The 21,939-nt window shown below is 30.8% G+C and carries 19 protein-coding genes and 3 pseudogenes; 6 read left to right on the forward strand and 16 right to left on the reverse strand.

Features of this window, described 5'->3' with window-relative positions; translation table 11 throughout:
- Positions 1 to 18: 18 nt before the first annotated feature.
- The 11 genes and pseudogenes from atpG to mnmG all read right to left on the reverse strand — a co-directional run bounded on the left by atpG (position 19) and on the right by mnmG (position 8,631).
- Positions 19 to 896: pseudogene (atpG, locus tag O1U_RS04365) on the reverse strand (F0F1 ATP synthase subunit gamma).
- A 48-nt stretch (positions 897 to 944) separates the two neighbouring features.
- Positions 945 to 2,489 carry a F0F1 ATP synthase subunit alpha gene (gene atpA, locus O1U_RS04370; protein ID WP_016504177.1) on the reverse strand — a complete coding sequence of 515 codons (1,545 nt, stop codon included), beginning with the start codon at positions 2,487 to 2,489 and terminating at the stop codon, positions 945 to 947.
- Positions 2,490 to 2,502: 13 nt separating this feature from the next.
- Positions 2,503 to 2,751, reverse strand: a pseudogene (gene atpH, locus O1U_RS05030) (ATP synthase F1 subunit delta); the annotation flags it as partial.
- Between the two features lie 304 nt (positions 2,752 to 3,055).
- On the reverse strand, positions 3,056 to 3,526 hold the full coding sequence (locus tag O1U_RS04375; RefSeq protein WP_016504178.1) for a F0F1 ATP synthase subunit B: 471 nt from the start codon (positions 3,524 to 3,526) through the stop codon (positions 3,056 to 3,058).
- Positions 3,527 to 3,596: 70 nt separating this feature from the next.
- On the reverse strand, positions 3,597 to 3,854 hold the full coding sequence (atpE, locus tag O1U_RS04380; RefSeq protein ID WP_016504179.1) for a F0F1 ATP synthase subunit C: 258 nt from the start codon (positions 3,852 to 3,854) through the stop codon (positions 3,597 to 3,599).
- A gap of 52 nt (positions 3,855 to 3,906) precedes the next feature.
- Entirely contained in the window at positions 3,907 to 4,707 is an 801-nt protein-coding gene (gene atpB, locus O1U_RS04385) for a F0F1 ATP synthase subunit A (protein WP_016504180.1), read from the reverse strand.
- A 15-nt stretch (positions 4,708 to 4,722) separates the two neighbouring features.
- Positions 4,723 to 5,115, reverse strand: a complete 393-nt coding sequence (locus tag O1U_RS04390) for a F0F1 ATP synthase subunit I (protein WP_016504181.1) — start codon at positions 5,113 to 5,115, stop codon at positions 4,723 to 4,725.
- A gap of 521 nt (positions 5,116 to 5,636) precedes the next feature.
- Positions 5,637 to 5,987 (reverse strand): AAA family ATPase, encoded by a 351-nt coding sequence (locus tag O1U_RS05035; protein ID WP_016504182.1) that lies wholly within the window; start codon positions 5,985 to 5,987, stop codon positions 5,637 to 5,639.
- Positions 5,974 to 6,066: a ParA family protein gene (locus O1U_RS05040; protein ID WP_158000325.1), complete on the reverse strand. Its 93-nt coding sequence runs from the start codon at positions 6,064 to 6,066 to the stop codon at positions 5,974 to 5,976. The genes O1U_RS05035 and O1U_RS05040 overlap by 14 nt, the downstream gene beginning before the upstream one ends.
- Positions 6,067 to 6,090: 24 nt before the next feature.
- On the reverse strand, positions 6,091 to 6,723 hold the full coding sequence (rsmG, locus tag O1U_RS04400) for a 16S rRNA (guanine(527)-N(7))-methyltransferase RsmG (protein ID WP_016504183.1): 633 nt from the start codon (positions 6,721 to 6,723) through the stop codon (positions 6,091 to 6,093).
- 15 nt (positions 6,724 to 6,738) lie between these two features.
- Positions 6,739 to 8,631 (reverse strand): tRNA uridine-5-carboxymethylaminomethyl(34) synthesis enzyme MnmG, encoded by a 1,893-nt coding sequence (mnmG, locus tag O1U_RS04405; RefSeq protein WP_016504184.1) that lies wholly within the window; start codon positions 8,629 to 8,631, stop codon positions 6,739 to 6,741.
- Positions 8,632 to 9,342: 711 nt separating this feature from the next.
- Here mnmG and O1U_RS04410 point away from each other — a divergent pair.
- Together O1U_RS04410 and O1U_RS04415 are read left to right on the forward strand one after the other, a co-directional pair.
- Positions 9,343 to 9,882, forward strand: coding sequence for an NADPH-dependent FMN reductase (locus O1U_RS04410; protein WP_016504185.1), 540 nt, complete (start codon positions 9,343 to 9,345; stop codon positions 9,880 to 9,882).
- Between the two features lie 179 nt (positions 9,883 to 10,061).
- Positions 10,062 to 11,348 carry a beta-ketoacyl-[acyl-carrier-protein] synthase family protein gene (locus O1U_RS04415; RefSeq protein ID WP_016504186.1) on the forward strand — a complete coding sequence of 429 codons (1,287 nt, stop codon included), beginning with the start codon at positions 10,062 to 10,064 and terminating at the stop codon, positions 11,346 to 11,348.
- A 105-nt stretch (positions 11,349 to 11,453) separates the two neighbouring features.
- On the opposite strand, the gene mnmE is transcribed toward O1U_RS04415, so the two are convergent.
- Genes mnmE through rpmH form a run of 5 tightly spaced genes read right to left on the reverse strand, consistent with a single transcriptional unit; the run spans position 11,454 to position 15,177 of the window.
- Positions 11,454 to 12,815: a tRNA uridine-5-carboxymethylaminomethyl(34) synthesis GTPase MnmE gene (gene mnmE / locus O1U_RS04420; RefSeq protein ID WP_187649144.1), complete on the reverse strand. Its 1,362-nt coding sequence runs from the start codon at positions 12,813 to 12,815 to the stop codon at positions 11,454 to 11,456.
- Positions 12,816 to 12,856: 41 nt separating this feature from the next.
- Positions 12,857 to 14,443 carry a membrane protein insertase YidC gene (yidC, locus tag O1U_RS04425; protein ID WP_016504188.1) on the reverse strand — a complete coding sequence of 529 codons (1,587 nt, stop codon included), beginning with the start codon at positions 14,441 to 14,443 and terminating at the stop codon, positions 12,857 to 12,859.
- Entirely contained in the window at positions 14,427 to 14,705 is a 279-nt protein-coding gene (gene yidD, locus O1U_RS04430) for a membrane protein insertion efficiency factor YidD (protein ID WP_034411701.1), read from the reverse strand. Before yidD ends, yidC begins: the two co-directional genes overlap by 17 nt.
- Positions 14,672 to 15,031: a ribonuclease P protein component gene (gene rnpA / locus O1U_RS04435; protein WP_016504189.1), complete on the reverse strand. Its 360-nt coding sequence runs from the start codon at positions 15,029 to 15,031 to the stop codon at positions 14,672 to 14,674. The genes yidD and rnpA overlap by 34 nt, the downstream gene beginning before the upstream one ends.
- An 11-nt stretch (positions 15,032 to 15,042) precedes the next feature.
- Positions 15,043 to 15,177 (reverse strand): 50S ribosomal protein L34, encoded by a 135-nt coding sequence (gene rpmH / locus O1U_RS04440; RefSeq protein WP_016504190.1) that lies wholly within the window; start codon positions 15,175 to 15,177, stop codon positions 15,043 to 15,045.
- A 509-nt stretch (positions 15,178 to 15,686) separates the two neighbouring features.
- On the opposite strand from rpmH, the gene dnaA reads away from it, so the two are divergent.
- The 4 genes and pseudogenes from dnaA to gyrB all read left to right on the forward strand — a co-directional run.
- Entirely contained in the window at positions 15,687 to 17,096 is a 1,410-nt protein-coding gene (gene dnaA, locus O1U_RS04445) for a chromosomal replication initiator protein DnaA (RefSeq protein ID WP_040356626.1), read from the forward strand.
- 71 nt (positions 17,097 to 17,167) lie between these two features.
- Positions 17,168 to 18,271 carry a DNA polymerase III subunit beta gene (gene dnaN / locus O1U_RS04450; protein ID WP_016504192.1) on the forward strand — a complete coding sequence of 368 codons (1,104 nt, stop codon included), beginning with the start codon at positions 17,168 to 17,170 and terminating at the stop codon, positions 18,269 to 18,271.
- A gap of 15 nt (positions 18,272 to 18,286) precedes the next feature.
- Positions 18,287 to 19,378, forward strand: a complete 1,092-nt coding sequence (gene recF, locus O1U_RS04455; protein ID WP_016504193.1) for a DNA replication/repair protein RecF — start codon at positions 18,287 to 18,289, stop codon at positions 19,376 to 19,378.
- Positions 19,378 to 21,792 (forward strand): annotated as a pseudogene (gene gyrB / locus O1U_RS04460) (DNA topoisomerase (ATP-hydrolyzing) subunit B); the annotation flags it as partial. The gene recF and the pseudogene gyrB, both read left to right, overlap by 1 nt.
- Positions 21,793 to 21,939: the final 147 nt, after the last annotated feature.

Raw genomic sequence — 21,939 nt, forward strand, 5'->3', positions numbered from 1 at the left:
ACTATTTTCTTCTTAGATTTAAACTGCAGCTGCACCTGATACTATTTCAGATAGCTCTTGAGTAATTTCAGCTTGACGAGCCTTATTATATAAAAGTTCTAAATCATCAATTAAACAGTCGGCGTTATCAGTTGAACTTTTCATAGCTAGCATTCTAGCTGCTTGCTCACATGCTAAATTCTCAACTAAACCTTGATATACCTGAAATTCTAGATACCGTATTAACAATACATCTAATAAGGATTTAGAGCTAGGTTCATATATATAATCCCATGAATAACTTTTTTTATATCATTATTATTATCTTTATCCTCAGATAAAGGTAATAATTGTTTAATCTTAGGTTTTTGAATCATCGTATTTATAAAACGATTAAATACTAAAAATAACTGATCTAACTCACCTGAATCATACTTTTTCAGCATAACACCGACCGAACCGATTATACTTTCAAGACTTGGTCTATTTCCAAGACCTGATAACTGGGCAATAACCTTAGCCCCAATATGTTTTTTAAAAAAGGAACTAGCCTTTAAACCAATTATAGACAACTGAATATTGGCACCTTTTCTAGATTTTTTTTGTATATCTATAAGAGTCTGTTTAAATAAATTAATATTTAATCCTCCACACAAACCACGATCTGTAGAAATAACAATATAACCAACAGATCTAGCTGTTCGCTTTTCTAAGTATGGATGGTACAAGTCTAATCTATCAGATTGAGTAATATGATTAATAACTTTAGATATTTCTTCAGAATAAGGACGAGAAGCTTCCATTAATTTCTGAGAACGACGCATCTTGGAAGCTGCTACCATCTCCATCGCTTTTGTTATTTTTTTAGTGCTTCTAACACTACTAATCTTAGTATGTATTTCTTTCGGATTAGTCATAACTAAAAAAAGCTCCTATTGCTCACTTAACATTACTATCTTATTGGTTTACCAAATTTGAGTGTCTTGAAAAGAACTTAATATCTTTTGAAACTGTATTTCAATTTCTTCGTTATATTCATCAGTTGTATTTATCTTATCTACAAATTTTGAATATTCTAAATGAGCATAAGATAATATAGACGATTCAAAAGATAAAATATCTTTTGCTTCAATTTTTTTAAAAAAAACACTTTCTGCTACAAAAAGAAGCAATGCTTGGTCAAAAACAGACATAGGAGAATACTGTTTTTGCTTCATTAATTCTGTAATTTTTAAACCATGCTCTAACTTCTCCTTAGTTATTGAATCTAGATCAGAAGAAAACTGTGCAAACGCTGCTAATTCACGATACTGAGCAAGTGCTGTACGAATACCAGATGAGAACTTTTTAATTATTTTATTTTGTGCTGCCCCACCTACACGAGAAACAGATATCCCAGGATCTAATGCAGGACGAATACCCGAATTAAATAATTCAGTTTTAAGAAAAATTTGACCATCAGTAATTGAAATGACATTAGTTGGAACAAATGCAGATACATCACCTGCTTGTGTTTCAATTATAGGAAGAGCGGTTAAAGAACCCGTTTTCCCTTTCACCTGACCATTAGTGTGCCTTTCTACATATTCTGAACTAACACGAGCTGAGCGTTCTAGTAATCTTGAGTGAAGATAAAAAATATCACCAGGAAAGGCTTCACGACCAGGTGGACGTTTCAGTAATAAAGAGACTTGACGATAAGCAACAGCTTGCTTAGATAAATCATCATATACAATTAAAGCATCTTCACCACGATCACGAAAATACTCTCCCATTGTACAACCAGAATATGGCGCTAGATACTGTAATGCAGCAGATTCAGAAGCTGTTGCTACAACAATAATAGTATTATCCAACGCTCCGTATTTTTCAATTTGATGCACTACACTGGCTACAGTAGAACTTTTTTGACCTATAGCAACATAGATAGAATAAACACCAGATTTTTTTTGATTAATAATTGTATCAATTGCCATCGATGTTTTACCAGTCTGACGATCGCCAATTATTAATTCACGCTGTCCTAAACCAATTGGAATCATAGAGTCAACAGACTTATAGCCAGTCTGAAGAGGTTGATCTACCGATTTACGTTCAATAACACCTGGTGCAATTACTTCGACAGGCAAAAAAGTTTTAGATTTAATTGGACCTTTCCCATCAATTGGTTGACCTAAAGTGTTTACAATTCTACCAAGCATTTCTTGACCAACTGGAACTTCAAAAATACGTCCAGTTCCTTTCACTTTCATTCCTTCCTTAAGATCAAAGTGAGGCCCCATAACTACAGCTCCAACTGAATCACGATTAAGATTTAATGCTAAAGCATAACGTTGACCAGAAAGCAACTCAATCATTTCACCTTGCATTACATTTTCTAAACCATATATGGTAATAATACCATCACTTACTGACGCAATAGTACCTTGGTTGCAATTTTCTATAACAATATTAAAATCTTTAATGCGTTTTTTGATTAATTCGCTAATTTCTGTGGAACTAAGTTGCATATTCCAATCCTTATCAATAATTCGTCTTCAATAAATTTCTTAGACAATTTAAATAACCCATTGCAGAGCCATCAATTAGTGTATCTCCAACTCGAATTGTAATGCCACAAATCAAATTTTGATTTATAGCACAATGTAGATTAACCTTATAACCAAAGCGCTTTTCAAGTTTATCTATAATAATCTTGCATTGTTTTTTAGAAAGTTTAACCGCAGATAATACATAAGCATCTTTACGTTTTTTATATTCATTTTTCAGATAAAGAAAATTTTTAAAATGCCAGGAAGGTTCATGAGGCGTGAGTTTTTAATAATCATTTTTATAAAATTCTGAGAAAAATTGTTAAACTGATTTTTATAACAAGATAAAAAAAATCCTCCAGTCTATGAGGAGATAATAAGCGAGCATCTAATATTTTTTAATTTGCTCTTGTTCTAAAAGTTTAACAAAAAAATAAGCACTTGATTCCAATGTTCTACCTGATCATTTTCGAGAGCGAATTCAAAAACTGCATTAGAATAAATTCTTTCTATTTTTTATTTAAGTCAGACATTATTTTGTATACTTAAAGCTTAGATGAAATTCTAGATATAATATCATCATGATCGTTCTTATCAATTGTACGCTGAAGAATTTTCTCAGCAGCTAATATTGATAAATCAGACAATTGCTCACGTAGTTTTAAGTTAAGACGACGTTGTTCAGCTTCTATTTCAATTTTAGCTTGAAGAAGAATTTTATTATGTTCAATTAAAGCTTCTTGACGAGCTTTATGAATAATCTGAATTTTACGTTTATTTGCTTGTGTAATGATTTTTTTTGCTAAGATCGATGCTTTTTTAATTTTTTTTGAAGCATCTAATTTTGCTAATTCTACATTCTTAGCAGCATCTTTAGCCTCTGATAAAGAGGAAGCAATATATTTTTGACGTTCTTCAATTGCCCGAATAATAGGCGGCCATACATACTTAACGCAAAACCAAACAAATAGAGAAAACGATATTGCTTGACCTAATAAGGTTGCATTTAGATTCACAACAGTTCTCCTTTATTCATCGACAATTAAATTTCAATCCAAAAAAAACTATTTTTTAAAATAGGTTGATTTAACCAGAAAAATATACAACGAACGGATTGGCAAATGTAAAAAGCAAGGCAATAACAATACCTATCATAGGGATAGCATCTAATAGACCCGCTATTATAAACATCTTAACTTGTAACATTGGAGCCATTTCCGGTTGACGTGCAGCTCCTTCCAAAAATTTCCCACCTAGGATAGCAAAACCAATAGATGTGCCAATAGCACAAAAACTAACCATAATCGCCACTGCAATTGCAGAAAAACTTAATACAGTTTCCATCTAAAATCTCCAATCAAATTAGCAACAAGTTTCTCAAATAAAGGTTATAGAATCAATGCTTATTTCCTTCATAGATCATTGACATATAAACAATAGTTAACATCATAAACACAAACGCTTGAATTAAAATAACAAGAATATGAAAAATAGCCCAAGGAACTGAACCTATCCATTGAAGGTACCATGGTAACATTGCAGCGCATAAAATAAAAACCACTTCACCTGAAAACATATTACCAAATAAACGCATACCAAGAGATAAAGGTTTAGCCAACATAGATACTATTTCAATTAGCAGATTTAGTGGAATCATAATTGGGTGATTAAATGGATGAAAAACTAACCCTTTTATAAAACCAGAAATTTTTTTTACTTTAATGCTATAAAATATAACTAAAAAAAATATAGATAAAGCCATGGCCATCGTGATATTAAGATCAGCTGAAGGAACTGCTTTTAAATAAGCAATCCCTAATAAATTCTTAGCTAAATAAGGCAAAAAATCTATAGGAACTAAATCCATAACATTCATTAGTATAACCCAACAAAAAATAGTTAATGATAAAGGAGCTATTATTGGATTTGAACAATAAAACGTATCTTTAACATTTTTATCCACAAACTCAACTACCATTTCAATAAAACATTGTACTTTTCCTGGAAAACCAGATTTTACTTTCTTAGCTACACTATAGAACAAACCTAAAAATATTAAGCCAGTAAACCAAGAAAAAAACAAACTATCTATATGAATATTCCAAAAACTTGTTTCTTCAGAGACCAAGCCTATCTTAGCTAAAGAGAAATGTTCTAAATGATGCTCAATATATTCGGATGTTGTGGAATCTGACATAACACACCCTTAATTTTACTTAATAAATAAAACTGGAGTAAAAAAATTAATAGTTAATAAAAATAAATAGCTTGATACTAAAGGAATTAGTTCTACTTTCATATATATAAATACAATCGAGAATAATATAGCCGTAACAACTAATTTAATCAATTCTCCAGCGTAAAAAGATATCAAAACAAACACTTTATGATTCGCTCCACTAAACAAGAAGGCGCATAATGAAAAAATCATATTAGCAAGAAAAAATATTCCTCCACCAATAAATGATGCCTTTCCCCATTCAATTCCAAAAAATATCATTATCGATGAACTTAAAATAAGGAGAGCCGCTCCCTGAATCACTAATATGCGTTTAACAAGATTTTTTCCAAGTCTAGTAGCTAAAGGAGATATATTAATAATCATACGCAGTACCTGTGTAAGATATATTCAATTTTAAATAGCTATATCAAAGTCTAAAATTATACGATCAGATAAATTGATTGCAATCAAAATACTGTAAAAAAACAACTTTTCTTATAATCCTATATTTTTCATAAAAAATGTACTAACCTTTTAGTTTATCTATTTCGAATGATATTTATTCTTTTTCTCGAGCTGAAGCACTATTAACTAATAGAATAGGCGTCTAATCCTTTTCCTAAACTAGGTTTAGACATATCAACTAGATTCCTTATAATAAATTGATTCATTTAGTTCTTCACGACGCAGGATTTCAGCAGCTAACACCAAGTATGCCTTAAGCACCTAGGATGAATGCTTATCATAATACATAGCTGATTTTCTATGACTTATTTGCTTCAGCTGAATGAATATTACAAGGAATGACTGTTCTATAAACTTCATTACCAAAATGTTTTTTTAACTGCTCCGAGACTTCATTTGAGATTCTATTTCTTGGATCATACATAGTACGTAAGAAACCTTCAATTTTTAAATTCACAAGCATTAATAGTAAGAAGATTTAAAGAGGGAGGACAAGCAATAAAAATAAAATCACAAACATCTCGAACTGAAGAAAGAGTATTTTTAAGACGATCTTCTCGAAAAAAAACTTCCATTAACTTTATTTCAGCAGCTGTAATATCACTATTAGCAGCAATGAGATCATAATAACCTGATATCTGTCTGTATCCTACTTTCTTGAAAGAAAGATTTTTAATTATAAGTTCATAATCTCTTGCATTTATTTTATATTTATCTATTCCACTTGCCATAGTAGCATTACCTTGAGGATCAAGAAGAACCAATAATACTTTTTGCTTAATTACTATCATTGAGGCAGCTAATGTTTACACAAGTTGTAGTTTTTATAACACCACCTTTCTGATTTGTAATAGCTATAATTCTTCCCACAGATATATCTCGTAATTATCGTAATTATCCTTGATCTAATAAGATTACAAGATGACGTCTACCTTCTAACTCAGGAACTTCTAACACTTTTATATCAATTACAGAACACCAATCAGGAAGTTGTTTAATTTCATCTACAGGTAATTGTCCTTTCATAGATAAAAATACACCAGAGTTTATTTTAGGTAAATGCCGACAACACTTTACCATTTTTTTTATTGAGGAAAATGCACGGCTCAAAACGGCATCAAATCTCTCTTCTGGTTGATAGTTTTCAACCCTACTATGGATAGGTATTGCATTTTTAATATTCAGTTCATAAAGAACGTGCTTAATAAAACAGATACGTTTCTTTGAAGAATCTAATAAATAAAAAGTCTTATCAGTAGCAATAATAGCTAATGGAATACCAGGTAAACCTGGGCCAGTTCCTACATCAATAAATAGATTTCCTTCAAGATAAGGATTTATAGTGATGCTGTCTAATACATGTTTAATAAGTATTTGTATAGGATTGTTGATAGAGGTTAAGTTATAAACTTTATTCCACTTATTAAGCAATTCTGCATAAGAAACAAGTTGTTGTTTATGTGACTTATTTACTATCAGGTTAGCTTGTCTTAAAAGATTATCAAGTTTGAGTCGTAAAGAATTCACTCTGTGCTTACATCCTTAGTTATTTTTAATTAAGTACTGTTTTTTTAAATGTATAAGCAAAATTGAAATTGTCACAGGTGTTACTCCAGGAATTCTTGATGCAGCACCTAACGTATTAGGTCTTATAGTACTAAGTTTTTCTATTACTTCATTTGATAGACCTTTGATTTTTTTATAATCCAGTTTTTCATCCAAGATTGTATTTTCATAACGGATGGACTTTTCAATTGTTTTTTGTTGGCGATCAATATAACCTTTATATTTAATCTGAATTTCAATTTCTTGAGTAACTTCAGAATCTTTTAATCCAGGATAAAAAGGTTCTAATTTCATTAACTTAGAATAGGTCATTCCAGGACGTCTTAATAAATCTTCACCGCTCATTGTATTGGATAAAGGATTTGTGAGCAGCTTATTGATAGCACGAATATTATTAGCATTTGGTTGTATTATTATTCCTTTAAGGCGTTGTTTCTCATTCTCAATATCATTTATTTTTTTATTAAATTTAACCCAACGCATTTCATTAATAAGACCTAATTTATAGGATTTTTCAGTAAGACGAATGTCAGCATTATCTTCACGTAATAGTAAACGATATTCAGCACGTGATGTAAACATCCGATAAGGCTCTGTTGTACCTAAAGTAGATAGATCATCAATTAGAACACCTAAATAAGCTTCATCACGACGAGGTATCCATCCCTCTTTATCTTGATTATATAAGCTTGCATTAATTCCAGCCATTAAACCTTGAGCTGCAGCTTCTTCATAACCAGTTGTACCATTTATTTGGCCAGCAAAAAACAAACCTTTAATTAATTTTGTCTCATAAGTTCCTTTAAGAGCACGTGGATCAAAAAAATCATATTCAATTGCATAACCTGGACGAATAATATGAGCGTTGTTGAATCCTTCGATGGATTGAATTAATTCTACTTGTACATCAAATGGCAAACTAGTAGAAATTCCATTTGGATATAATTCATTAGTAGTTAAACCTTCAGGTTCAATAAAAATTTGGTGGGACTCTTTGTTGTTAAAACGTATGATCTTATCTTCAATCGATGGGCAGTATCGTGGTCCAATTCCTGTTATATTTCCATTAAACACTGGGCTTTTAGAGAGATTTTTTCTGACTATATCATGAGTATGCACATTAGTGTGAGCAATAAAACAAGGTATTTGTTTTGGATGTTGTTTTGGATTTCCTATAAAAGAAAATACAGGTACAGGATAGTCTCCATGCTGAATCTCTAAACTTGAAAAATCCACGCTTCTAGAATCAATTCTAGGTGGTGTTCCTGTTTTTAACCTATTTACCTTAAAAAGATATTCTCTAAGATGCATAGCTAATTTACTTGAAGGGGATTCGCCTGATCTTCCTCCAGGTATAGTTTTTTCTCCTATATGTATTTTTCCGTTAAGGAAAGTACCAACAGTTAAGATCACTGATTTAGCATAAAATTTATAGCCTATTTGGGTAACTACTCCAATGATAGTATCATTTTTTATAATAAAATCATCTACGGATTCTTGGAATAGAGTTAAATTTTCTGTATTCTCTAAAGTTTTTCGTATGTAATTTTTATAAAGCAACCGATCAGATTGAGCTCTTGTAGCACGAACTGCTGGACCTTTAGAAAGATTTAAGATCTTAAATTGAATACCTGAATGATCAATTGCTTGAGCCATTAATCCACCCATAGCATCAATTTCTTTTACTAAATGACCTTTTCCAATCCCACCAATAGCTGGATTACAAGACATTTGACCTATAGTATCAATATTATGGGTTATAAGTAGTGTATGTTGTTGAGTGCGGGCTGTTGCTAAAGCTGCTTCTGTTCCTGCATGTCCAGCTCCTATTACAATTACATCAAATTGGTTTTTGTTTTTGTAAAGCAATCTGTTAATTCCTAATGTTTCTTTAAAAGAACTTGTATGATGTTATTTAAAGGTTTACGAACTTTTAATATAAGATCTAAAAGATCTTATATATTTTTATTATTAAGGATTCTTAAGTACGTGGATAACTGCTATATAATCAATAAGATCATGTTCTTCTCACCCATTATATAGTGTGATCAAAATTTTATTATGATGAGTGTTATATGTGTATAACTACTACTATTATACATAACGTGGTTTTTTTCTCTACACATATAAATAAACACAGGTTAATAACTATATATCTATGTAGTTATATACAGACATTAAAAAGCACCAAAATCATATCGTTATTGAATTCACGTTTATATACTTGTAAATTCCTTTACTAAGACAAATAACTTTGAATTTAAATAAACATAAGTCAATTATATTTTTATGAATATGGCTTATTTTAAGAAAAAATCATACTTTTTTATACTCAAGTTTTCGCTCAATAACGGTTTCTATATTCATATTTCAAATATTAATAATCTAAAAGCAATAAAGTTTAATCTTTCCTAACTATAGAGGTTTTAAATAAAAATATTTCTAGAATAATGCTAGTATATAAAAGTTTACACCAATGATAAGTATGTATTATGTAAACTTATCTATTATTTTTAGATACCATCATTTATAATTGAATAAGATTCAACTTTTTTTAACTATTTAACTTTAATTATCACAATGAAAATTCTTGCTTTTGCTGCTAGTAATAGTATCCATTCAATCAATAAAAAGTTTGTACAATATGTCACTGGTTTAATTCCTTTCAGTGATATTACAATATTAGATCTTAATGATTATGAAATGCCCATATACAGTATAGATCGAGAGCAAAATATGGGTATTCCAAATCAATCTCAAATGTTTTTTAAACAAATAGGAAAAGCTGATGCAGTTATTATTTCTTTTGCAGAACATAATGGAAGTTATACAGTTGCATACAAAAATCTGATTGACTGGACATCAAGAATACATCAGCTTATTTTTCAGAATAAACCTGCATTATACCTTTCTGCTTCTCCAGGAATAGGTGGTGCGAAAAATGTGCTGACTATTGCAGTTAACTCTGCTGCATCTTTTGGCGCAGTTTTAAAAAGCAGTTTTTCTATACCTAATTTTTTTAATAATTTTAATCTAGAAAAAAACATACTCACTAATCCTAAACTGGAAAAGGAATTAAAGTTAGCACTATCACAATTGCTTTCATCTACTATTCCTTAAAATGAATATTATTAACGTTAATAATATTATTATAGACAAACTAACAATAATCTAGTTTAATGTTAATATGTTTTGGGTTAATAACAATTCCTGTTCCATATATTATTTTAAAATAGAACTTATGGCTAAGAGTTTTATAGTTGTTGACTTAATAGTAATTTTGGAGTTTTAGAAATAAAATGAAACGAATAGTCATTACTGGTTTTGGTGCTATATCTCCTATTGGTTTAAATGCCAATGAAAGTTTTAAGTCATTATTGCAAGGAAAACATGGTTTTAGAAGAATTACAAATTTCGTTCCAGAAAAATTAGGATGTAAAACAACGTTTGCTGCTCAGATTTCTGAAAACTTTAATTTGATTCATCATTTCCCATTTAGCGAAATGTCCATTCAAGAACAAAAAAAACAAATAAAAAAACTTGATAGACATCAAGTTTTTGCAATGATAGCAGCTTCAGAAGCTATTAAAATGGCTGGTTTAGATTCAATACAAAACAAGAAACAGTTAGATCGTATTGGTGTTAATTTTTCTACTGGTGTTGGTGGCATGAATAGTTTTGAAACTTGTGTTGCTACTTCTATAGCTGGTAAAAAACAATCACCATTTGGCAATTTAAAGTTTTTACCTAATATTGCTGCAGGATATATTTCTAATTATTGGAATTTTACAGGTCCAAATAATGCTCATTGTACTGCGTGTGCTGCAGGTGCTCATTCAATTGCGGATGGATATAACGCTATTTTTACAGGAGAAGCTGATATTATTATTGCAGGTGCATCAGAAGCATCTATTACCCCAGTAGGAATTTCAACATTTAATGCACAGACAGCATTATCTGTGAACAACAACTCAATTGATACTGCTTCTCGTCCATTTACAGTAGATAGGAATGGTTTTGTTATGGGTGAGGGTGGAGCATGTCTTGTTTTAGAAAGCTTTAAAAGTGCACAAGAACGTGGAGCTAAAATATATGCAGAATTATCGGGTTTTTGCAGAACGGCAGATGGAAATACAGGTCAAGCGATCACTTCCCCTCATCCCAATGGCAATGGAGCAAAACGAGCGATCTTAGGTGCACTAGAAAGATCTGGAAAATCTCTTTATGATGTGGATTATATTAATACCCATAGCACTAGCACTATTGCAGATTTTGTTGAAATTAAAGCGATTAAAGAAGTATTCAAAGAACATGCTATAAAAGTATTGGTATCTGCTACAAAAGCATCTACAGGACATTTATTAGGTGCATCTGGTGCTATCGAGGCTGTCTTTACTGTCCTTTCCATTATTAATAATACAGTTCCATATACTAGAAATTTAACAATGAAAAATATTGATAAAGCTTGTTTAGGTGTTAATCATGTAATGGAGAAACCAAAAAGAACAAATATTAATTTAGCATTGTCAAATTCATTCGGATTTGGTGGAACTAATGTTTGTGTAGCAATTTCATCATATAGGTAATTAACTGCAACTTTTAATAAGCTAAAAATACATTTGATATAAATTAAAAATAGTTTTTTTGCTATTGCAAATCTATTACTGCGATTCTAAGACTAGAAATTTAATTTATTTTCCTATGCAGAATGAAGAAAAAATTTTTCCAAGTAAATCATCAGAATTAAATTCTCCTGTGATTTCATTGAGGTGCTGTTGTGCTATTCTTAGTTCTTCTGCAAGAATTTCTCTCTCTGTTGCATTTTCCTCTATCTGTGCTTTTCCAATCTTTAAATGTTGTTCAGCTTGTTCTAACGCATTGAGATGTCTACGACGTGCCATAAATCTCCCTTCATTCCCTCCTGAAAATTGCATGCATTTTTTTAAATGTTTTTTAAGTATATCAAGTCCTTGTCCTGTTTTAACCGATAAATGAATTACTGTTGGTAAGCTAGCTGAACATATTCTTGGACCTTCACTAGTTTGATCTATTTTATTTCGAATAATAGTTATACCTGTATTATTTGGTAGGTGATTGAGAAAATCAGGATATATTTCTGTTATATTAGTAGAAATTGTATTACTAGCATCAATCATAAACAGAACATGATCGGCTACTTTAATTTCATCAAAAGTTCGTTTTATCCCAATTTTTTCAATCATATTTATAGTGTTACGAAATCCTGCAGTATCAATTAGCTGTATTGGCATACCATCAATATGTATGTTTTCATGAAGTATATCACGAGTTGTTCCAGCAATATTAGTGACAATAGCAGATTGTTTTCCTGAAAATGCATTAAGTAAGCTTGATTTCCCAGAATTAGGTAAACCAACAATTGCTATTTTCATTCCTTCACGAATAATGATTCCTTGATTAGCTTCTTGTTTTACTTTTTTTAGATTTTTAAAAATAATTTTTAAATCAGATAATATTTTTTTTGTGTTTAAAAAATCAATATTATCTTCTGGAAAATTAATAGATGCTTCAATATCTATACGCAAATTAATTAAACTATTAACTAACATATTAATTCTCCTAGAAAATTCTCCTTGAAAAGATTGAAATGCTAATTTTGCTGCTTCTTCCGATTGTGCATTAATAAGATCAGCTATAGCTTCTGCTTGAGTTAGATCTAACTTATTATTTAAAAAAGCACGTTCAGAAAACTCTCCAGGTTTTGCTATTCTAATGTTAGAAATATGCAATATATGTTGGATTAACATATCCATTACAAAAGGGCTACCATGACCTTGCAATTCTAGTACATCTTCTCCTGTAAATGAGTGTGGTTCTGGGAAATAAATAGCAATACCCTGGTCTAGTATCATTTCATTTTTCTTAAAAGGAATATAAGTAGCATAACGAGGTTTCAGCATTTTCCCTGTAATTTCCCAAGCTACTTTTAAAGCTTGAGGTCCTGATACACGTATAATTCCAATACCAGAATAACCTCTAGATGTAGCCTGAGCAACAATAGTATCTATCATTATTATTTCTTCATTTATAGAACAGTTATTTATTAAGTTGTAATTTAATATAATCCTTTCTTTGCTAATGTTTTGTAAATAAGCGTTTGCTGAATAACAGTGACAATATTCGATATTAGCCAATACAGAACAAGTCCCGATGGAAACCATAGTAAGAAGCCAGTAAATATCACTGGTATAAATGTCATAATTTTTTGTTGAAGAGGATCTGTAATAGTAGTTGGGCTCATTTTTTGGATAAGAAACATTGAAATTCCCATAAGTATAGGCAAAATAAAGTAAGGATCTGGAGCTGAAAGATCATGAATCCAACCAATAAATGGAGAATGACGTAATTCTACTGATTCCATTAAAGTCCAGTATAAGGCAATAAAAATAGGCATCTGTAGAAGAATAGGTAAACATCCACCCAATGGACTTACTTTCTCTTTCCTATATAATTCCATCATTTCTTGACTCATACGTTGCCGATCATTACCAATACGTTCTTTCATGGCTTGTAATTTTGGTTGAAGAACTCGCATTTTAGCCATTGAAGTATATTGAGCTTTAGTTAATGAATACATAGCACCACGAATAATAAAAGTTAAAATTATAATCGATACTCCCCAGTTAGATGCAAACCTTTGAATAAAGGATAGTAATTTATGTAATGGTTTAGCAATAAACCATAGCCAACCATAGTCAACTACTAGATCTAGATTTGGGGCAATTAATTCCATTTCATCTTGTAGTTTTGGACCTATCCAAAGTGTGGACTTAAATTTAGCAGAATCTCCATTTTTGATAGTTACATTTGGAAAACGAATACCAATATCAGCAAGATCGTCAATTATACGAGTATAAAGAGTTGAAGTAGAGTTATTTCTAGGAATCCATGCTGCTGCAAAATAATGTTGAATCATTGCAGCCCAGCCTTGATCATGAAAAATATTTAATGATAAATTGCGTTCTTTCATATTATCAAAGCTATATTTTTTATAGCGTGTATCTTGTGTTGAATAGGCACCACCTTGATACGTTGGAAGTGTAATACTACCACCTGAATCCATCATGTTTTGACGTAAATGAGAATACATGCCTACAGTTGCATTCTTGCCTGATCGATTCATTATTTGAAATTCAATATCAAGAGCATAGCTGTTTCTTTTTAAAATAAATGTTTTAGTATAGTAAATGCCATTTTCTTGATATGTTAAAGGAATCCTCAATTCATTTAAACCTTCAGTTAATTGAAAATGATTACTGTTGGTTTTGTAATGAGGGCGATTATCTTTGGTTAAATCAATTCCATTGGGACCAATCAAACCACTTTGAGCAATAAATTGATGTTTAGGTGTATTTTTTAGTAAGACAAACGGGGTTGATGAACCAAGTTCTAATAAATATTTATTTAGCTTTGCTTCTATAATATCACCACCAATTGTAGTGATATTTAAAGTGAGAACATCAGTTGTTGCTGTAATTGTCGATAATGAAGAACTTATAAATGATTTAGGTATTATTTCATTTGGTTCTATTGTTTCATGTTCATTATATGTAATCTCCTTTTCATTACTATTCCATTGTTGAAATAGTAAAAAAGAAACTAAACCTAAAGCAATTAATAGGATCTTACATTGATGATTCATTCTGTTTATCTTCTTCGTTTAATTTAGATATTGATGGAATAGGATCGTATCCTCCTTTATTCATTGGGTTGCATTTTAATAGACGTTTAACTGCTAATAAACTTCCTTTTACAAACCCATAAGCTATAATAGCTTCTATGGCATAAACTGAACAAGTCGGACAAAATCTGCAGCAAGGGGTCATTAAAGGACTGATAATCCATCTATAAAGACGAATTATCGTAATAACTATCCAAGAGAAAAAAGAAATAGGCGAGACCATAGTTTATTAAACACTAAAAATGTTTCATTATTACTTAATTTTTGAAAATGTCGTTTAGCAATGACAACAAAATCCTTATTAGGAAGTTTATGTTGATTTTTTCTAAAACTTTCTCTAGCTAACCGTTTAAAATTATTTCGGTCTACAGCGTTTCCAATCTCTTTTTTAGGAACAGCTAATCCTAAACGAGGACTGCCAAGAAAATTTTCTCGAGAAAGTATAGTTAAATATAAAGAGTTAACACAATGAGCTTTCTGAAAAACACTATGATAGTGTTCAGAATTAGATAATCGAACCCTTTTATTAAACCTGTATCTAACACACAAAATATAAGCTGCTATTTAGAAAGATGTACACGACCTTTTTTTCGACGTGCATTAATAATTTTACGACCATTTTTAGTTGCCATACGTGAACGAAATCCATGGGTACGACTTCGTTTCAGAACTGTAGGCTGAAAAGTGCGTTTCATGATCGATACCTTTAATTACTGTTATCTAAAAGAGTTTCTGTTTTTTCTCTTGTATTTAAGCAATTGTAAAAATAAATTAAGAGAAACTAATTGTAAAAGTTCACGTTATTACGACTATATACCAATAATCGTTCCATCATAACTTAATTTTAAAAAAATGCAATAGATTATAATACTAAATATAGATACTCAGAAATATGATAACAATCATATTTTCTATAATTAAAAAATTGCTATTGTAATATTATTCAGTTTAGAACTATTATCTAATATCAATTAAATATTTTTAATGCGTGATTATTCAATAGAATTGAAAATTACTATTTCAATTTTTTCCTTTCATTTTTGTGGGTTATTCTGTGAATAAATTCAGAAAAAAATATGGTAGTATTGTGAATAACCATAATTCTATTCACTGGAACCATAATTAAATTCTAGTGAGTTAGATTATCGATAGATAATCTTCCAGAAATTTTCCTATTATAAATAAGTGTATGAGTGAGGTTACTGTGTCATCTTCTCTTTGGTTGCAATGTTTACAACACCTTCAAGAAGAGCTACCAATAACAGAATTCAGTATGTGGGTTCGTCCGTTGCAAGCGGAACTTAGTGATAACACGCTAACTTTATTCGCGCCAAACCGTTTTGTGCTTGATTGGGTTCGTGATAAATATCTTAATAATATAAATAACGTACTGAAGGAATATTGTGGAGAAAATATTCCAAATCTTCGTTTTGAGGTTGGTAGTCGTCCCATTATTTCAAAACCATCTTCGTTAATCCAAACACCAGCCGATGTTGCAGCAATGTCTTCTGCACCTGCTCAATTAGAGGCTTGTAAAAGTTTAAATAAAACATTAGATGATAAAAAAGTAGAAAACATAATAGATATTACTTATCGTTCTAATGTAAATTTAAAACATAAGTTTAACAATTTTGTTGAAGGAAAATCGAATCAATTAGGTTTAGCCGCAGCGCGTCAAGTTTCAGATAATCCTGGTGCAGCCTATAATCCTTTATTTTTATATGGTGGAACGGGTTTAGGAAAAACGCATTTATTGCATGCAGTAGGTAATTCTATTGTAGATAATAGACCAAGTGCAACAGTCGTATATATGCATTCTGAACGATTTGTGCAAGATATGGTGAAAGCACTACAAAATAATGCAATTGAAGAATTTAAACGTTATTATCGTAGTGTTGATGCCTTACTTATTGATGATATTCAATTTTTTGCTAATAAAGAACGTTCTCAAGAAGAATTTTTTCATACATTCAATGCTTTATTAGAGGGTAATCAGCAAATTATTTTAACTTCTGATCGTTATCCAAAAGAGATTAATGGTGTAGAAGATCGCTTAAAGTCTCGTTTTGGCTGGGGATTAACAGTAGCTATAGAGCCACCAGAATTAGAAACCCGTGTTGCTATTCTAATGAAAAAAGCAGAATATCATAATGTTTATTTAGCAGATGAGGTGGCTTTTTTTATTGCTAAGCGTCTTCGTTCAAATGTTCGTGAATTGGAAGGGGCATTAAATCGTGTTATTGCTAATTCTAATTTCACAGGTAAATCTATAACTATTGACTTTGTTCGAGATGCACTTCGAGATTTATTAGCGCTTCAAGAAAAATTAGTTACTATTGATAATATTCAAAAGACAGTTGCTGAGTACTATAAAATAAAAGTTGCTGATCTACTTTCTAAACGTCGTTCTCGTTCTGTTGCTCGACCTCGTCAGTTAGCTATGGCATTAGCTAAGGAACTTACAAATCATAGTTTGCCTGAAATTGGAGATGCTTTTGGCGGACGTGATCATACAACAGTATTGCATGCTTGTCGTAAGGTACAGCAATTACGTGAAGAAAGTTATAATATAAAAGAAGACTATTCAAATTTAATTCGTACTCTTTCTTCTTGAACTGGTTTAAGTAGTCGATGGTAAGTATATATCAGTTAAGAAAAAAGTTTTTTTATTAAGAAGCATGCATAATGAAATTTTCTATCCAGAGTAATCATCTAGTTAAGTCATTACAACAGGTGTTTGGTGTATTTGGAAGTCGTCCTTCATTGCCTATTCTTGGGCATTTGTTAATTAAGGTAGTGGATAATATTTTATGGATTATTACAACTAATCTTGAAGTCGAATTAATAAGTCGTGTAATCTTATTAGATAACGATATTAGAGAAGGTTCAGTAACTATTCCAGCAAGGAAATTTCTAGATATTTGTCGTAGTTTTTCTTCGACAGCAATGATTACTCTTACATTGGAAAAAAAACAAGTGAAAGTTTATTCTGGACGTGGTGTATTTTTTCTTTCAACATCCCCACCTAATAATTTTCCAAATATTAATGCATTAAAAGCTAATGTTGTAGTATCTCTTGCTCAAAGTGAGTTACGTAATTTAGTGAAAAAAACTCATTTTTCGATGGCTAATCAAGATATTCGCTATTATCTCAATGGAATGTTGTTTGAAATTGAAGGTAGTATACTGCGAACGATAGCTACCGATGGACATCGTATGGCTATTTCTAAAACTCAGTTAATTTCTTCTTTCCCTTCAACAAAGATTATTCTTCCTAGAAAAAGTGTACAAGAATTACTGAAGTTACTTGATATTTCAATGGATCCTGTATTACTAAAAATTAGTGATTCAATTTTGCGTATTGAAGTAGAGAATTTTATATTAACCTCTAAATTAGTTGATGGTTGTTTTCCAGATTATCGATTAGTATTTCCAGAAAATATTAATAAAGTACTTCAAGCATCATGTGATGATTTATATCAAGCTTTTTCTAGAGTCGGTGTTCTTTCTAACGAAAAAATTCGTTCTGTTCGAATTAATTTATCAAATGATGAAATGCGTATTACAACAAGTAATGTAGAGCAAGAAAAAGCGGAGGAAATTATAGATGTTTCTTATAGTGGTGAAGATTTAGAAATTGCTTTTAATGTAAAGTATATATTAGATGTTCTTAGTACATTAAGGTGCAAAAAAGTTCGTCTATCGATGTCGGATTCTAATTCAAGTATATTAATTGAAAATGCTGAAAATAGTAATGCTATGTATGTTGTGATGCCAATTCGTTTATAATTATAAAAATATAAAATGTCATTAATTCGTTTAAGTTTGCATCAATTTCGTAATATTAGGACTTGTACTATTCAATTAGCAACAGGTTTTAATTTTTTTATTGGTCCTAATGGAAGTGGTAAAACCAATCTTATTGAGGCAGTCTACTTTTTAGGTCTTGGTCGTTCTTTTAAGCCAGATTTAATTAATCAGGTTATTCATAATGAATATAATGAATTATTTATTCATGGTGTATATGTAAATTCTTCTAAACTAGAATTACCTATTGGTATTAATAAGAAGCATAATGGAACTAAAATAGTTAAAATAAAAGGTAAGTCTGGACAAAAAATTTCACAACTTGCAAAAATATTGCCTTTACAGTTGATTCATCCTGAAAGTGTAGAATTGCTTCTTGGTGCTCCAAAGTTTCGTCGTGCATTTATCGATTGGGGGTTATTTTATACAAAGCCAGAGTTTTATAATGTTTGGGGACGTTTTAAGCGTTTGATTAAGCAGCGTAATGCATTGTTAAAAAAAGTTTCAAATTATCAATCGTTAATCCCTTGGGATAGGGAACTAATAATCTTAGCAGAAAGCATTAATACATGGCGAGGTCAGTATGTCAAAAGCATCCAATTTATGCTTCAAGATATTCTTAGTATTCTTCTGCCTGAAGTGAATATTGAATTTGAATATTATTCTGGTTGGAATAAGGATTTTTTATATCAAAGTATTCTAGAAAAAAACTTTGTTCGTGAAAAAACATTAGGTTATACTTTATGTGGTCCAAACAAAGCAGATTTTAAAAGTTATATTGATGGAGTGCCTGTAGATAGAATCTTATCTCGAGGTCAATTAAAATTAATGGTTTGTGCATTAAGAGTTGCTCAGGGACAGCATTTAAAAAAAACTACAACGAATCAATGTATTTATCTAATTGATGATTTTGCTTCTGAATTAGATAATAATTCTCAAAATCGACTTTCTAATTGTTTAAGTACAATAGATTCTCAAATTTTTATAAGTTTAATTAACGAGAGAGATATTAGCAAGAGATACAATAAAAACGGAAAAGTGTTTCATGTGAAACATGGTGTGATAACAGAACGTAAGAGAAAAAATTAATGTCTGAAAAATATGATTCCTCTAGTATCAAGATCCTAAAAGGATTAGATGCAGTACGCAAACGTCCCGGTATGTATATAGGTGATACAGATGATGGTACTGGTTTGCATCATATGGTTTTTGAAGTAGTTGATAATTCAATTGATGAAGCATTAGCAGGTTATTGCAATGAAATTATTGTAACTCTTTACGATGATGATTCAGTATCAGTACAAGATGATGGTCGAGGCATACCTACTGAAATGCATGCGGAAGAAAAAGTTTCAGCTGCAGAAGTTATTATGACAGTTCTTCATGCTGGTGGCAAGTTCGATGATAATTCATATAAGGTTTCTGGAGGCTTACATGGAGTTGGGGTGTCAGTTGTAAATGCTTTATCAAAAAAAGTAGTTTTAACTATTCATCGTGATGGGAAAACATATAACCAAGTCTATCACAATGGTAAATCCCAGTTACCATTAAATCAAATTGGCTTTACAGAAAAAACTGGTACGGAAATTAGATTTTGGCCAAGTGAAAAAATTTTTTCTAATCTTACATTTCATTACGATATCCTAGCAAAGCGTTTGAGAGAATTATCATTTCTTAATTCTGGAATTTCTATTCAATTGCTTGATGAACGAGAGGAAGATAAATATGATCATTTTAAATTTGATGGAGGTATTCAAGCCTTTGTTGCACATTTAAATCACAACAAAAAAAATATAATTCCTAAGATTTTTTATTTCTTTCATGAACGCGAGGATGGGATTGTTGTTGAAGTAGCTATGCAATGGAACGATGGTTTTCAAGAAAATATTTATTGTTTTACAAATAATATCCCTCAAAGTGATGGTGGTACTCATCTTGCGGGCTTTAGATCTGCACTAACTCGTACTTTAAATGTATTTATGGACAAAAACGGTTTATCTAAAAAATCTAAAACTGTTACTTTAGGGGATGATATTCGTGAAGGTCTTGCAGCTATTGTTTCAGTAAAAGTTCCAGATCCTAAATTTTCTAGTCAAACTAAAGATAAACTCGTTTCATCTGAAGTAAAGTCTGCAGTTGAATCAATAATGGGAGAAAAATTATCTGAATTTTTAGTAGAAAATCCTATAGAATCTAAGGTGATTTGTTCAAAAATCATTGATGCAGCCCGTGCTCGTGAAGCTGCTCGTAAAGCTCGTGAGATGACGCGTCGGAAGGGTGCTTTAGAATTGGCAGGTTTGCCAGGAAAATTAGCAGATTGTCAGGAAAGAGATCCTAAATTCTCTGAATTATATATCGTAGAAGGAGATTCTGCAGGAGGAAGTGCTAAGCAAGGACGTAATAGAAAAAATCAAGCTATTCTACCATTAAAAGGTAAGATTCTTAATGTTGAAAAAGCTCGTTTTGATAAGATGCTTTCTTCTCAAGAGGTAGCAACTTTAATTACAGCATTAGGTTGTGGCATCGGTCGAGATGAGTACAACTTAAGTAAGTTGCGTTATCAACACATCATTATTATGACTGATGCTGATGTCGATGGTTCTCATATACGCACTTTATTATTGACTTTTTTTTATCGGCAAATGCCCGAATTAATTGAACGTGGTTATATTTATATTGCTCAACCTCCACTTTATAAAGTAAAAAATGGTAGGAATGAGCAATATATTAAAGATGAAGCTGCAATGGAGAAATATCAAGTTTCACTTGCGCTAGATAAGGCTTCACTGTTTATAAGTAGTAAATCGCCAGCTTTGACCGGGAAAATATTAGAAACGCTTGTGAACAAGTATAATACATGTATGAAATTAGTAAATCGTATAAGTCGTTATTACCCAAAAGATTTGGTTCAAGGTTTAATTAATGTTCCCTGTTTAACAGAAAAACAATGCAGCAACTTGATATTAATAAAAAAATGGATTACACAGCTTGTTAAAGAGTTAGATATTAAAAGCACCAGTATTAGAAAATATTTTTGTGAAATTGAAAGGGATCCTAGCACTTTATTATATTTTCCGAAAATATCTGTTTTTACTTATGGTGTGATGGATAAATATGTATTAGGTATTGAACTGATAAATTCAAAGGAATATGTAAAATTAGTTTCTTTATCAAAAGAATTTCGTAGTCTATTACAAGAGGGTGCATATATTCAGCGAGGTGAATGTATAAAACCTGTAACAACTTTCATCGAAGCATTAAATTGGTTATTTAAAGAATCACGCAGAGGTTTAAGTTTTCAGAGATATAAAGGGTTAGGTGAAATGAATCCAGATCAGCTTTGGGAAACTACAATGGATCCAGAAAAACGTCACATGATACAAGTACGAATTGAAGATGCTATTAGTGCTGATTTATTATTTACTACTTTAATGGGAGATCAAGTGGAACCTCGTCGTAATTTTATTGAAGAAAATGCCCTTAAAGTAGTTAACTTAGGGAAAGTTAATTTACTCATATTTAATAAAAAATTTAATCTATCATTTATTTATCAAATTCAATAGGTTAAATATCTATATTCTTATGGTGTAATATTTTTAGAAGGATGCTACATATGCATAATGTAGATTTCTCATCAACTAGCAGACTAT

Source organism: Candidatus Photodesmus katoptron Akat1, assembly GCF_000478685.1.
Classification (GTDB): domain Bacteria; phylum Pseudomonadota; class Gammaproteobacteria; order Enterobacterales; family Vibrionaceae; genus Vibrio; species Vibrio anomalopis.